The sequence below is a fragment of the Pseudoalteromonas ostreae genome (assembly GCF_018069805.1).
In the GTDB taxonomy this organism is placed as follows: Bacteria; Pseudomonadota; Gammaproteobacteria; order Enterobacterales; family Alteromonadaceae; genus Pseudoalteromonas; species Pseudoalteromonas ostreae.
Window position 1 is genome coordinate 1 of the sequence record NZ_JAGPYN010000012.1, and the last position, 12,707, is coordinate 12,707.

Below are 12,707 nucleotides of genomic sequence, written 5' to 3' on the forward strand. Positions count from 1 at the left end.
ATATTGCTTTAAAGAAAATAAGCCACACCTTAATTTAACTGACGTAGAGCTTAACGCATTAGTTATCGCTTAAGCAGATCTCAGGTTAATTAAAAACCAAAGCGCGAGGTAAACTCCCGCCTACAATTTTAAAGCTGCGCTTTTCGCGTCAGCAAGCTTAACGCCTACGGTAGTAAAAGGTGTTAGGCTTTAGGGAAGTGACTAGTGGCTAGGGTTAATTCGTAGCCTGTTTTTCAACTTGCCAGTTTTACGCTATAAACTAGTCAATTAAAATTTACTTATGGGTTTTAATTTAATTACAAGCCACCATAAGTTAAATACATTTTACTTATGGTCTTGTTGATTAATTATTTAGTCTAAAAGTAAAGTATCGTTGACTTTTTCTTAAGGTATTCTAGAATTGGTTGTATAAGTAAACTATAGTTGACCATAAATGAGCGATTCCTCCGTCAAAAAAACACTCGGAAGAGTTGTTAAGCGTACTGAAATGCCTGAGCTTTCTAAGCCATTTTCACCCATGCAGCTGGCTAAAGCCATTACTGCAAAGCGAACTGGTATGAAGCTGACATTAGTGGATGTATCACAAGCGCTTGCTATTTCTAAGCCTACGCTAATAAAAATAGAAAAAGGTGATGTAACTGTGCAACTGCATAATATACTAAAAGTTATGGAGTATTTAGGGTTGTCGTTCAGCCTTGTCAGTGATGATATAGCTCATAGCAATGAAGAGGTGAGCGATGAACAATGGTACTAACACCAATCGTTTAGATGTGTTTATCGGTCAATCGCAAAAGAAGGCTATAACTACAACGTTTGGCAATTAGTGGCTGTTGGCTGTCTTGCCTTTATGGGAGTGTTTGGCTGTTATCGCTGGTTTAAAGATTAAGCGCAAAACAAGTCGCGATATAAAATCGCTGCAACGAAGGTCGATTATTTAAATCTCAGCGGTAGTGCATTTTACAGCTTTTCTCTGTTAGCCCGCCAACTTAACTCTTTCTAACTCATCTAATGAGGCGAATGATAGTTGCAATGCCAGTATCTGATTAAAGTGTAAAAGGTCGCTCTAAGTATACGCCGGGTTAGGTTAGGCTTATTGTCACATAAAGCATGATCTACGGGTTAACTCGCTACTGTAACTTGACTTGGGGAAGATAATCACCTTGCTCTAAACCTTTAAAGTAAGCTTGGTAACGGCCGTTTTGCTTAAACTGTAATAAGTACTGATTAAAGGTGTTAAGCAGTTTTTCACTTTCGCTGCTATTTTTTGGAAATAGTAAGAAGCTTTTATTAATTAACAGGGGTTTGGGGTGATGGTTAATAACATTAACAAGCTCGGGGAGTTGATGTTTGAGGGTAAAGTAGCCAACACTTTGCTCTTCAGCAAAGGCGTCGATGCGCCCTAGTGCTAAACGGCGGAAGTTTTGCTCGGTATTACCTACCCGCGACATTTCAAAAGAGCCTTCGGCAAGGGCTTTATCAAACTCTGAGCCATAACTATAGCCAAGCCCACCACCGAGTAATAGGCCTTTTAAATCTGCAATATTTTGCCAATCAAAATGGCGTTGCTTTTGATAAAAAAACACAAATTTTTCACTGAGTACCGGTTCGCTATATAAGTAAGCCGTTGCTCTTTCGTCACTGAACATCCATACCGCAGTAGCGGCATATTTGTTATTTTCGGTATCGTGATATGCCCGTGACCAAGGTAAAAATGTAAAGTTAACGGTAATCCCTGCTTCTGCAAATATATCGCGAATTAAATGCGCTACTACACCTTGGTAGGGCAGCGAGTCACTAAGAAAAGGCGGCCATTCACCTGCGCTAAGTTGAATTGTCGTTGAGTCAATATTTTGCGCTGCTGGCACCGCTTTACTGGCGTTACTTACACACAACAGGAGTAACAGACTGACGGTGCATATGTTGCGTAATCGTTTAGCTGTTCGCATTGTGTAATTTAGTATTTATGAACATGGTAAAAAATCTGTGTTGGTTATAAATTATTCATTTATGATACTACAGTAGCGATCACGCAAAAGCGAATTAGTTAATAAACATGTGTGCGGCTTATAAGAGTTGTCTGATGAGTGAAACCTGATTGTGGTGTAAGGTAAAGCAACGTAAACCTCGCTGACAACGACGCTTTAATTGCTGAGTGTAAACGTAAATTACAAGCGATTGTGGCACCCACTTTAGCTGAAGCGGGCTGTATTCGCTTTGAGTTATACACGGGTGATAATAAAACATGCTTATTTTTGGTTGAGCGGTTTGTATCGCAACAAGCATTTGATGAGTATTATCAACAAGCTTATACAAAACAGGTTTTTACATTTTATGAGAGTGCATTAGCGAAAGCTGTGGAAATAAATAACTTAACTGAAACCTAAATATAGTGGCTTTATGTCGCTGAAAGGTTGATTTGGGCATTCGTTTTGGGGGGCAATATCCAGAGTTACACAGTTAGAATTCCCCTCCATTTTGAATATAACTGCCACTATAAATATTATTTAGTGGGCCCTAAGGAGCATTTTAATTGGCCAAAGGTAATCGCTTTTCAAGCTTGGTTATTATCTAGATTTGAGCAAGATGATGACGCACTTAAATAATGTTTAAAGTAACGTTGAGATTGACTAACTAACTTTCTCAATTTCTACTTCATAACTTCATAACTTTCTTTAACTGGCTATCTAACACATTTAAATTAAAAGGTTTTACAATAAAGCCAGACACTTTCGCGGCGATAATTTCTTTGATTGCTGTGGAGCTGTCTTCGCAGGTGATCATTAACACCGGAATTTCGGCTAACTCTTGGTCATCACGAATACGATTGAGTAAAGTTTTGCCATCCATTTTTGGCATATGCAAGTCGGTGATAACTAAATCATAGCCTTGGTTTTGTAATAAAGTTAATGCTTGTATTCCATCTGTCGCTTCAACAATATTGTGATAATTTAGTTTTCTTAACATATTTATTAATACATGGCGCATCAAAGGCATATCGTCAACGACGAGGATTTTCATAAAGTTAAATTGTCCATAATACTCAAATTACCTTAAGGTTAGTTAACAAAGTCTTACTCTGCCACAAAACACTGGGCAACTAGCTGACTAAGTCGTGCTATTTTTATATTGCTAAGTTGGCGGTAATCAAAGTATGGACACACAATCAACTTGTTTACTTTATCGATAGCAAATTCTTCATCTAACCACAGTAATTGGCACTGTAGGTGTCCTTGCTGAAGCAGCGCTTTAGCATAGGTGCGTCCGGCAATAATATGCAAGGTATTATTGTTATTTAAAACCGGAGGGCTAAAAAGTAAGGCAGTTTGGCTATTAAGCTGCAGCAGTTGTTCATCACGATAGTGTTGCCAACTCGGGGCGAGTTTGGCGAATTGGTAATGCTCGCTAGGCAGTGCAAATAACACTTTAGCATATACATTAAATACTTTACGCCAGCCATTACCACAGGCTTGGTTGATGCAGGCAATTTGTCCATCCACACATGACGTCACTGTTCTTAGGTTGGTGTACTGTGGCATCGGTGGTACATTTGCTATATACACAGCGACTGTAAAAGCTGGGTCACCAAAGCCTATATTACTTGCAGCCTTACTCATTTATTTTTAGCTAGAATGCGGTCTAGATTATTAGCAAAGTTTTGACGATCACTTTGGCTAAGTGGTGGCGGTCCGCCGTTCATTTCAACGCCACTTGAACGCATAGTATCCATAAAATCGCGCACATTTAGTAACGAGCGAATATTTTCACTGGTATACAGTTCGCCGCGAGGATTTAGCGCTTGGCCGCCATTATCGATTACTTCTGATGCTAGCGGAATATCACCGGTGATCACTAAATCATTGGCTGCAATACGTTTGACGATTTCGTCATCAGCCACATCAAATCCTGATGAGACCTGCAACCGGCTAATGTATTTTGAAGGCGGAATACGCATTGCATGATTAGCGACTAAAATTGTTTCAGTTTGCGTACGCTCTGCGGCACGAAATAAAATTTCTTTGATCACCACTGGACAGGCGTCAGCATCAACCCATATCTTCATTGTTAGCTTCTAATAGTTAGTAAAAAAATGATCCTAACCTAAGGCTTTTAGAACAACTAGTATTTTTTAGCTTTTAATAATTAATACCCCTTGTTAGTTAATGCAACTATGAAAATGTAATTCATTAGCCAAGGTGATGTCCCTAAAGTATCATTTATATGTAAGAAAATGGAAACAACTTCTGGTCATACTTATTCTTGAAATTTCTAACAATAATCAGGCTCGGTTAAAACTTTTAACAGGCCAATTTCAAGGAGTAAGTAATGAGGCGTGTAGCATTATCTTTAATTGCTGGAGCCGTCACTCTAGCACTAACAGCGTGTAACGGAGACGACGGAAAACAGGGCGAGATCGGTTCACAAGGCCCTGTTGGTGAAGCAGGTGTAGATGGCAGTAAGGGTGTGAATGGTTCTGATGGAACTAACGGCAGCGATGGCACAAATGGTGTTGATGGCAAAAATGGTGGCAGTGGCTTAACACGATTAGCAACTGTGCCAGCTGGTGCTGAAGTAACAGGCATTTTCTTAAGTGATGGCGGTGACTTATTTTTTAACGTTCAACATCCGTCAGATACAAATACGGCAAAAGATTCTGTTAATGATAAAATTATCGATCGAGGAACTGTTGGCGTATTACGTGGGGTAAACTTTAATAATTTACCGCGTAATATTATCAATTCACCAGTACCTGAAAGTGAGTTTGAACGCCAAACTGTGATCGCAGCGCTTGGTGAATATCAAATTCTTGGTCAAACCGGTGATACTTATACTGAGTTAGGTGACAGTGGTTTGGCAGGTGGTTTAGGTGTGCACTACGGTATTAACAATAATCAAAAAATCATCGAAAATAATAATCCAGATTTTAATGGTTATATTGCTGCAGGCGAAAACGAAGGCTATCTATTTACTAACTGGGAATCATACCCAGGTGGCGTAAGCCGATTAAAAATGTCAAAAAGTGCTGAAGGTGCTTGGTCTGTGACCGATGCTATGATGATCAACTTTGATGCAGTGAAGGGTACAGCTGCTAACTGTTTTGGATCCATTTCTCCGTGGGGCACCCCGCTAACTTCAGAAGAGTGGATCGTTAATTCAACAGTTAACTCAACCACAGATGCATCATGGAATGACCCCAGTGATACAGGTACAGATGGGATGGAAGCACTCGTTGCTCCTGATTTCCCAAATCCTTACCGCTATGGCTATATCGCGGAAATTCAAAAACCAATGACCGATGCGCCAGAAGTGGTAAAGCATTACACCATTGGTCGTTATGAGCATGAAAACTCAGTGGTTATGCCAGATCGTCGTACAGTGTATTCATCACAAGATGATACCGGTGGGGTATTATTTAAATTTATTGCCGACCAACCAGAAGATTTATCTGCAGGTACTTTATATGGCGCAAAATTGACTCAAGATGCCGGCTTAAACGAGCCTACTGTAACTGGTTTTGATGTGCAGTGGGTTGAGCTTGCCAGTGGTAGTAATGTTGATATTGAAACCTGGATTGCACAATATGATGGCATTAATACCAGCGATTATGTTGCTGGTAAAACAAGTTATTTGTCACTGGCTGATGTACAAGCATGGGCAGATGGTAAAGCTACATACCCTAGCGAGGCTGAAGGTGGTAGCCCTGTTACAGCAGGCAAACCGATGGATAACCGCGCAGCATTTTTAGAGTCTCGCCAAGCGGCTAAAATGAAGGGGGCAACCGCTGAATGGCGCAAGCTTGAAGGTATTAGCATCAATCATGATCGCGTACTCGAAGCGATCACAGGGCAAGATGTTATTGCAAATGAAGTTGTCACAAAAGCGTATATGTATATCGGTATTTCAGATCTCGATAAGACTATGGTTGATGATGAAGGGGATATTCAACTATCACGCCGAGTAAAAGACTGCGGTGGTGTATACCGCGCGCACATTGATTCAAGTTACAGCTTAACTCGTATTGAACCGGTGATTATGGGCGGTACATATCGTTCAAGCTTGACGGGCGCAGAGCGTTGTGATGTTGAACAACTTTCACAACCAGACAACGTGATTGTAATGCGTGATGGCCGTATCATTATTGGTGAAGATGGCTTCCAAGAAAACAACACATTGTGGATGTACGATCCACAGTCTAAGTAATTTAAGCGTTAGATAAAGCGTTTTTAGGTGGGTAAACCCTGCGTTTACCCATTTTTTGAAAAAAATAGAGTCATAAAAATGAAGTATTTATCCCCCTTTATATTACTGAACGTTGTTTTACTCTCTGGGTGTTTTGATAACGAGACGCCGATGGGCGACGTTGCGTATGTTCAACACTCTTCATCATCTGCCACAAAATATTCAGCGCCTTATCAAGAGGGCGATGATATTCCTGCACTTGCGTATATGCAACATGATGAAGAATATAATCCTGAATCGGTTATTCCACCGCAGTGTTATACCAAAACCGAGGGCAAAAATAACCCTTGCTATGCTTGTCATCAAACCGATAAGCAAGATAAAAACCGCCCAAATACAATGAATGATGGTCATTTACAAGGTGTGTACGAGTTTTCAGATCTTGGACTTAAAAACCATTGGAAGAATCTTTTTATTGATAGAAGCAATTTAATTGTGGGAATTTCTGACGATCAAATAAATAGTTGGGTAAATCAAGATAATTACAGTAATTTTATCAAAAAACTCAAAGCTAACCCTGATTGGCAAGGTGAAATAGCGGAAGTTAAAAATTTAGCTTACCCTGATCAAGCATTTAATGAGAAAGGTTTTGCTAAAGATGGTAGTCATTGGGTTGCCTTTAACTATAAACCTTTTCCAAGTACTTTTTGGCCAACCAACGGTTCAACCGATGATGTAATGATCCGCCTTGGTAAAGTATTTCGTGAACGTGACGGCATTTATAATCAGGATGTTTATATTGCTAACTTAAGTCTGGTTGAAATGGCGATAAAAGATTTAGCACAAATAAGTACACCAGATATTTCAGAGCAGCGTATTGGCCAGGATCTAAATAACGATGGCAGGCTATCAGCATTGGTAAGTAATATAACTAAGCAGCCCACTTATGTAGGGGATGCAAAAGGCATAGAGTTAAGTTATCAGTTATATCCACAAGATACTGAGTTTTTACATACGGTACGTTACATAGGTGTTGATGAGGCTGGTCAAGTCTACAATGCACCCCGCATGAAAGAAGTACGCTATATGAAAAAGCATCGCTTTAAATCTAAGCAACTGCTGGCCTCCTCGTATTATAAAGAGGCGAAAGAAAAGCACTTTGAAAACTTGCCACAAACTCGTTATCTAGGCGATAAAGGCATAAATAATATGTTTGGTTGGACTATAAACGGTTATATCGAAGATGCTCAAGGTGAGCTGAGGCCTCAACATAAACAAGAGCTGGCATTTTGTAATGGCTGTCATAAAACGGTGGGATCAACTTATGATCAAAGCTTTTCATTTCCGCGTAAAGTACAAGGGCGTGATGGCTGGGGTTATATTGATTTAAAAGCCATGACCGATGTACCAACTAAAGGTGAGCAGCAAGGGGAGTTTTTAACTTATTTTGAACGTGTTGGTGGCGGGGATGAATTTCGTCAAAATCAAGAAATGCTCATGCGTTGGTTTAATCAAGATGGCACTGTGAACAAGCAAAGAGTGAAACAGGCGAAAAATTTATATGAGTTAATTACGCCTTCTAAAGAACGCGCAACTAAGCTTAATAAAGCCTACTTTACGATCATGAAAGAGCAGAGCTACTTATTTGGCCGCGATGCCACATTACTAAAAGCTAAAAATGTACTGCAAACAGTTGACGACTCACAAGCACCACTTGAAGAACAAAACCGTTATGTGTGGGACATGCAATTAGATTGGTCTACTGCTACACAGTAATAGGTTTGATATTTTTTATATTAAAAAGTAATTACTAGGTAATAAATATGACACATTAGGGGGATATCATATTCCACATAGCTTGATTGGCAATAGCTTCAATCAAGCTATTTGTGACATGAGTATCCCCCTACTATTTATAACCAAATCATTTGGATAGAGGCAAACTAAGTTAGTTTGCCTTTTTTTTTGTTCAGATCATATTTTTACTAACTAAGCTTAAAAAACAGTTAAAAATAGTCCGCTGAGCATTACAACGGTGATATTTAAAGCACTCATTATTTTTACCCAAGATGCTTTGAAACTGTAAAAAATCATTAATATTAAGACACTTAGCGCCATATAACCACAAAATAGTAAAGCACCGTAGCCGTTATTTTGTACAACACTCAGCGCTAAGCTTAGTAAAATACTGATCCAAGCAGCAATCAAAAACTGTTTACTTAGTTTGTCGCTAGGGCGGGTTTTAAATACATCACGGTAATGATTAAATTTAGCCAAAGCAAAACAATTAAAGGCCAGTAAACATAGGTTCAATTGCAGTAATTCATGCATTATGATTGCTCCTGTAACTTAGTTTTTGCTGAACGGCGTGTCCGTTGTTGCGGTGTTTTAGCCGGAGTGTGAGTTGGTATTTTTTTGGCCTGAACTACAAATAAGGCTGCAAATACTAAACACATTAAATCAAAACTAAATAATGCCCACTGGCCGTTTAGTAAGTAGCTGATTAGATTGCCATTGGTGGTAAGAGCATTAATAACAGGCACGCTGATACAGGCGATAGCGTTTATCCACGCGAGTAAAATCCACTGCGGCCTTGCGCGTTTAAATAGCGCAAACAAAGCAACGGCTAGCCAAGTCATAAAGAATGCAAGTATTTCTTTATCTGCGCGCTCAGGGGTTGTCATAGGCAGTAACCGGTTGGCAATAAAAAATGCGCAGGTTGCAAGTGGTAAGCCCATTAATGTGGCAAGGTTTAACCCTTCTACCAACTTTAAGCCAATTGTAGCGGGTTGGTCTTTTTTCATGCGTTCGCGAATACGCTTAGCCCACATAATACAGCCAGTTGCTATCATTACACAGCCAGCTACGCCGCATAAAAAGTATAACCAGCGTAATAATGGGTTAGCTAAACGGCCTGTGTGTAGGGCTGTTAGCGAGTCATAGAACACCTCAGTATTGGTTAACTGGGCAGCAGTTTTAGCTATTAAGCTGCCATCTACACCGTTAAATAATAAGGTGGGTGTTTGGTCGCGAACTAGGCTACCGGTATCTGCACGGACTGTAATTGTGGCTGAGGCTTTATTTGGATCACGAATTGAAATTTGTGTTAAGTCAGCATCAGGCCAGTTAGTATAAACTTGATCTAAAATAGTATCGATGGCTATTAATGGAGCGCTATCAGGGCTAGTTTTGGTGCGTACATTAGTGGGTGACACATCGTTAAATAAACCACGAATGCCATCTTCGTATGCGGTCAATGCGGGATAGGGGAATAACATAAATATTAGCGTAATTAGGCCTGTATAGGTGATCATAATATGAAAAGGTAACGCCAATACTGACGATACATTATGACCATCTAACCAACTGCGGCTGCCTTTGTTGGCACGAAAGCTAAACATATCTTTAAAAATACGTTTGTGGATCACCACCCCAGATATCAGCGCTACCAACATAAATAAGCTCGCAAAGCAGACAATCCAACGAGCTGTGCGTACATCAATATAATGTAGGTCAAAATGCAGTCGATAAAAAAAGTTACCCCCTCTGGTGTCTCTTGTTTGTGCTATTTCGTCACCGGTTTGTGGGTTGATATTGTGCTCTTGCCAACCACCAAAACGCTTCCCTTCAGGACGAGGCTTTTCATAAGCATAGTTAAGCTGCGGTTTTCGCTCTGTGGGCAAGTAAATTCCCCAACGCGTAGACTCTGGGCCTGCATTTTGTAGGTAATTAATACCACTGATGATTTGGCTGCGCTGTTGCGCTACACGCTGTTCTGGCGCTTGTACATTGTGCAGTGCTGGTTGATTCCAAAGCGTTATTTCGTCCCGAAAAAAACTCACTGTACCGGCAAAAAATATTAAATAGAGTAGCCAGCATACTAATAACCCAACCCAGGTATGCATCCAGGTCATGGAGCGGAAAAAACTCTCTTTCATAGCCAACCTTTAAGTAATGATAAGATCAGAGCACACCCTGAAGTAGTTAGTAAAATAGTGATCCATATTTTATTGAGTGATTTAACTGCAAACACCCAAATAAACACGCAGCTGTACACTAAAATAGTCAGGGTGATACTAAGTAATACGGCATCTGACTTTTTCAATGGTAAAATAATACTCAGTAACGCAGTAAACACGGCAGTAAAGACATAACCACCAACAATGGCAGCAAAAAAGCGCGAGATAACAGCAAAACGATATGTATGAGCTTGATAAGCCTGGTTTAATTTAGATCTTATAGAGAGTATTTGGCTGTTTTTGACAGATTGAGCATGCATGATGATCCCTCAAAGTCCCAAGTGGGGGCGAATAAAGAGGCTATTATATATTATAGATATGGAAAAGATAGTGATTCGTATTTTCTTTGTTGTTTGTTGCGATGAGAGCTTGGCAATACTCAGCACATTTACTTAGTTAAATAATGATCTATTGCTATCCTTTACTGTTTTAATTGGAAAAGTTCGCAAATTTTTCAGCTGCTTGTATGCTTAGTTATTGGTAGGCTATAAGCAGTTAGTTTAATTTATAGGGATCACTATGTTAGCACATAAAAAACTTAATTATGTTGAATTCGCCGCCGTTGATTTAATTGCCACAAAGACATTTTTTAGTACGGTTTTTGATTGGCAATTTATTGATTATGGCCCTGAATATACGTCATTTAATGCTGAGACAGCAGGACTCGATGGCGGTTTTTATCAAGCACCACTTAGCTCATTAACGCAACATGGTGCAGCTTTGTTAGTATTTTATAGCGAGGATATTGCGCAAACACAGGCTAAAGTAGAGCAATATGGCGGGAGTATTATAAAACCAATTTTTGATTTTCCAGGGGGCTGCCGATTCCATTTTACCGAGCCCAGTGGCAATGAATTTGCAGTGTGGTCAGAACATAATTGAACGAAAAAATAGATCATAATTTTACTAACTCAAGGAAATGAATTGAATGACAGATTTGAGTTGCGAAGAAATTAAAGCATTTGTACCAGCAAAAGATTTTGCGCTTAGTTGTGCGTTTTATCAGCATATGGGCTTTCAAATCGCGTGGCAAATGATTGATTTTATTATTTATGATCCAAGTGGTGTGCTGTGGCGAATAGGGCAAAGTAGTGATGATGGCTAGCACCTTGTTAAAGCAAGTTAGTCAATGCGTGATCTGTGAGCCTGAGCTGGCGCTTGGCGCGCGTCCGGTGCTGCAATTTAATCCCAGTGCGCGTATTTTAATTGCAGGGCAAGCGCCGGGGCTTAAAGTACACCAAAGTGGCATTCCATTTGATGATGCCAGTGGCAAGCGGCTGCGCGAGTGGTTAGGGCTTAAGCCATGCGATTTTTATGATGCAACTAAGGTTGCTATTTTGCCGATGGGCTTTTGTTACCCAGGTAAAGGTAAGTCAGGCGATTTAGCGCCGCGTAAAGAATGCGCACCTGCATGGCGTTCGCAGCTTTTAGCGGCACTGTCCAATATTAAGTTAACCATAGTGCTGGGTAAATATGCCCAAGCGTACCATTTACCACACACAAAACATTTACCCCTCACTGAGTTAGTAAAATCATGGCGTGAGTATTGGCCAGAAGTTTTGCCATTGCCGCACCCGAGTCCGCGTAATAATATTTGGCTAACTAAAAACCCTTGGTTTGAGCGTGATGTGGTGCCACAGTTGGCGCAAACTATTCAAGCAATTTTGCAATGTGAGGATGATTAGTTTGATGATCAATACCCAATTTGAGCAGCATGGTTTTTTTCATGTAAAAGGTTTTTACACTGAACGTGAACTTGTGCATGAGCGAGAAGTGATCAATTGTTTTCATCATCAATGGATTGCTGATAATCAACAGTTTTATCAAACCAAGGCGGTTAATAGCGCTTACTTAACTGCAAACACCTATTTAGATGAAGCCCAGCGATTGGTGTTGTTTAAGTTTATTGCCAGCCATAAGTTAATGGCCCAAGTTGATTCGATACTTGAACCTGCGGCTTTTATGAATACTCAGTTGTTTTTTAATCCGGTTAACCCTGAGCAAGAAAATTATTGGCACCGTGATATGCAGTACCATTTAAGCCTAGCGGAGCAGCAAGCTGCGTTATTGGGTCCTGAAGTAATACATTGTCGGATTGCGCTCGAAGACGAGCCGGGCATTGAGTTAGTCCCAGGTACTCATCGGCGTTGGGATACACCAGATGAGCTGGCAACTAGGATGGCCATTGAACACAACAACACCAGTGATGATTTAGCCACCGGCCATGTGATAGAAATGCATGCGGGGGATTTATTAATTTTCTCGGCAAATATGATCCACCGTGGTTTATACGGTAAAGACCGTTTAGCACTGGATATTCTTTTTGGTGAGCCACAGCCCCATGTACTGCATTTTGTTCAGGATATCTGTCTGCCTACTCCAGCGATGCTTTCGACATTAGAAGATGCCAGTGCCTTTGCGGTTACTTTGGCACACCAAGAATAACCGCGCTACATAGACCTTGCATAAAACCACATAGGCCTTGCCTAAAACCACATGGGCTGCTGTTAT

The 12,707-nt window shown here is 40.3% G+C and carries 15 protein-coding genes; 8 read left to right on the top strand and 7 right to left on the bottom strand.

Annotated features, from left to right (window positions below):
- Positions 1-433 precede the first annotated feature (433 nt).
- On the top strand, positions 434-754 hold the full coding sequence (locus tag J7338_RS10990) for a helix-turn-helix domain-containing protein (RefSeq protein WP_228732967.1): 321 nt from the start codon (positions 434-436) through the stop codon (positions 752-754).
- A gap of 373 nt (positions 755-1,127) precedes the next feature.
- Here J7338_RS10990 and J7338_RS10995 read toward each other — a convergent pair whose 3' ends face one another.
- Positions 1,128-1,946 carry a substrate-binding periplasmic protein gene (locus J7338_RS10995; protein ID WP_210797098.1) on the bottom strand — a complete coding sequence of 273 codons (819 nt, stop codon included), beginning with the start codon at positions 1,944-1,946 and terminating at the stop codon, positions 1,128-1,130.
- Between the two features lie 198 nt (positions 1,947-2,144).
- On the opposite strand from J7338_RS10995, the gene J7338_RS11000 reads away from it, so the two are divergent.
- Positions 2,145-2,384: a putative quinol monooxygenase gene (locus tag J7338_RS11000; RefSeq protein WP_210797226.1), complete on the top strand. Its 240-nt coding sequence runs from the start codon at positions 2,145-2,147 to the stop codon at positions 2,382-2,384.
- A gap of 268 nt (positions 2,385-2,652) precedes the next feature.
- Here the strand turns inward: J7338_RS11000 and J7338_RS11005 are convergent, their stop codons facing one another.
- From J7338_RS11005 to J7338_RS11015, 3 genes are read right to left on the bottom strand one after another with little or no spacing between them, the layout of a single operon-like run.
- Positions 2,653-3,018, bottom strand: a complete 366-nt coding sequence (locus tag J7338_RS11005) for a response regulator (RefSeq protein ID WP_210797099.1) — start codon at positions 3,016-3,018, stop codon at positions 2,653-2,655.
- 53 nt (positions 3,019-3,071) lie between these two features.
- Positions 3,072-3,614, bottom strand: coding sequence for a DUF6942 family protein (locus J7338_RS11010; RefSeq protein WP_210797100.1), 543 nt, complete (start codon positions 3,612-3,614; stop codon positions 3,072-3,074).
- The gene (locus tag J7338_RS11015) at positions 3,611-4,060 is read right to left on the bottom strand and encodes a YaiI/YqxD family protein (protein WP_145239874.1); all 450 of its coding nucleotides are present in this window, start codon (positions 4,058-4,060) and stop codon (positions 3,611-3,613) included. Before J7338_RS11015 ends, J7338_RS11010 begins: the two co-directional genes overlap by 4 nt.
- Positions 4,061-4,323: 263 nt before the next feature.
- Between J7338_RS11015 and J7338_RS11020 the strand changes: the two genes are divergently transcribed.
- Positions 4,324-6,198 (top strand): alkaline phosphatase PhoX, encoded by a 1,875-nt coding sequence (locus tag J7338_RS11020; RefSeq protein ID WP_210797101.1) that lies wholly within the window; start codon positions 4,324-4,326, stop codon positions 6,196-6,198.
- A gap of 78 nt (positions 6,199-6,276) precedes the next feature.
- Complete coding sequence (locus J7338_RS11025) at positions 6,277-7,953, top strand: hypothetical protein (RefSeq protein WP_210797102.1); 1,677 nt, start codon at positions 6,277-6,279, stop codon at positions 7,951-7,953.
- Between the two features lie 219 nt (positions 7,954-8,172).
- Here J7338_RS11025 and J7338_RS11030 read toward each other — a convergent pair whose 3' ends face one another.
- From J7338_RS11030 to J7338_RS11040, 3 genes are read right to left on the bottom strand one after another with little or no spacing between them, the layout of a single operon-like run.
- On the bottom strand, positions 8,173-8,508 hold the full coding sequence (locus tag J7338_RS11030) for a DUF3325 domain-containing protein (RefSeq protein WP_210797103.1): 336 nt from the start codon (positions 8,506-8,508) through the stop codon (positions 8,173-8,175).
- On the bottom strand, positions 8,508-10,115 hold the full coding sequence (locus J7338_RS11035) for a PepSY-associated TM helix domain-containing protein (RefSeq protein WP_210797104.1): 1,608 nt from the start codon (positions 10,113-10,115) through the stop codon (positions 8,508-8,510). The genes J7338_RS11030 and J7338_RS11035 overlap by 1 nt, the downstream gene beginning before the upstream one ends.
- Positions 10,112-10,456 carry a hypothetical protein gene (locus J7338_RS11040; RefSeq protein ID WP_210797105.1) on the bottom strand — a complete coding sequence of 115 codons (345 nt, stop codon included), beginning with the start codon at positions 10,454-10,456 and terminating at the stop codon, positions 10,112-10,114. Before J7338_RS11040 ends, J7338_RS11035 begins: the two co-directional genes overlap by 4 nt.
- Before the next feature lie 259 nt (positions 10,457-10,715).
- On the opposite strand from J7338_RS11040, the gene J7338_RS11045 reads away from it, so the two are divergent.
- Genes J7338_RS11045 through J7338_RS11060 form a run of 4 tightly spaced genes read left to right on the top strand, consistent with a single transcriptional unit; the run spans position 10,716 to position 12,641 of the window.
- Entirely contained in the window at positions 10,716-11,078 is a 363-nt protein-coding gene (locus J7338_RS11045) for a VOC family protein (protein ID WP_210797106.1), read from the top strand.
- 46 nt (positions 11,079-11,124) lie between these two features.
- The gene (locus tag J7338_RS11050; RefSeq protein ID WP_210797107.1) at positions 11,125-11,301 is read left to right on the top strand and encodes a VOC family protein; all 177 of its coding nucleotides are present in this window, start codon (positions 11,125-11,127) and stop codon (positions 11,299-11,301) included.
- On the top strand, positions 11,291-11,881 hold the full coding sequence (locus tag J7338_RS11055) for a uracil-DNA glycosylase family protein (RefSeq protein ID WP_210797108.1): 591 nt from the start codon (positions 11,291-11,293) through the stop codon (positions 11,879-11,881). Before J7338_RS11050 ends, J7338_RS11055 begins: the two co-directional genes overlap by 11 nt.
- A gap of 4 nt (positions 11,882-11,885) precedes the next feature.
- On the top strand, positions 11,886-12,641 hold the full coding sequence (locus tag J7338_RS11060) for a phytanoyl-CoA dioxygenase family protein (RefSeq protein WP_210797109.1): 756 nt from the start codon (positions 11,886-11,888) through the stop codon (positions 12,639-12,641).
- Positions 12,642-12,707: the final 66 nt, after the last annotated feature.

Bases quoted from the DNA above. Each gene is read 5' to 3' on its own strand.
- J7338_RS11045 (WP_210797106.1), top strand. From the start codon at position 10,716: ATGTTAGCACATAAAAAACTTAATTATGTTGAATTCGCCGCCGTTGAT.
- J7338_RS11055 (WP_210797108.1), top strand. From the start codon at position 11,291: ATGATGGCTAGCACCTTGTTAAAGCAAGTTAGTCAATGCGTGATCTGT.
- J7338_RS11040 (WP_210797105.1), bottom strand. From the start codon at position 10,456: ATGCATGCTCAATCTGTCAAAAACAGCCAAATACTCTCTATAAGATCT.
- J7338_RS11005 (WP_210797099.1), bottom strand. From the start codon at position 3,018: ATGAAAATCCTCGTCGTTGACGATATGCCTTTGATGCGCCATGTATTA.
- J7338_RS11010 (WP_210797100.1), bottom strand. From the start codon at position 3,614: ATGAGTAAGGCTGCAAGTAATATAGGCTTTGGTGACCCAGCTTTTACA.
- J7338_RS11025 (WP_210797102.1), top strand. From the start codon at position 6,277: ATGAAGTATTTATCCCCCTTTATATTACTGAACGTTGTTTTACTCTCT.
- J7338_RS10995 (WP_210797098.1), bottom strand. From the start codon at position 1,946: ATGCGAACAGCTAAACGATTACGCAACATATGCACCGTCAGTCTGTTA.
- J7338_RS10990 (WP_228732967.1), top strand. From the start codon at position 434: ATGAGCGATTCCTCCGTCAAAAAAACACTCGGAAGAGTTGTTAAGCGT.
- J7338_RS11030 (WP_210797103.1), bottom strand. From the start codon at position 8,508: ATGCATGAATTACTGCAATTGAACCTATGTTTACTGGCCTTTAATTGT.
- J7338_RS11035 (WP_210797104.1), bottom strand. From the start codon at position 10,115: ATGAAAGAGAGTTTTTTCCGCTCCATGACCTGGATGCATACCTGGGTT.
- J7338_RS11020 (WP_210797101.1), top strand. From the start codon at position 4,324: ATGAGGCGTGTAGCATTATCTTTAATTGCTGGAGCCGTCACTCTAGCA.
- J7338_RS11060 (WP_210797109.1), top strand. From the start codon at position 11,886: ATGATCAATACCCAATTTGAGCAGCATGGTTTTTTTCATGTAAAAGGT.
- J7338_RS11015 (WP_145239874.1), bottom strand. From the start codon at position 4,060: ATGAAGATATGGGTTGATGCTGACGCCTGTCCAGTGGTGATCAAAGAA.
- J7338_RS11050 (WP_210797107.1), top strand. From the start codon at position 11,125: ATGACAGATTTGAGTTGCGAAGAAATTAAAGCATTTGTACCAGCAAAA.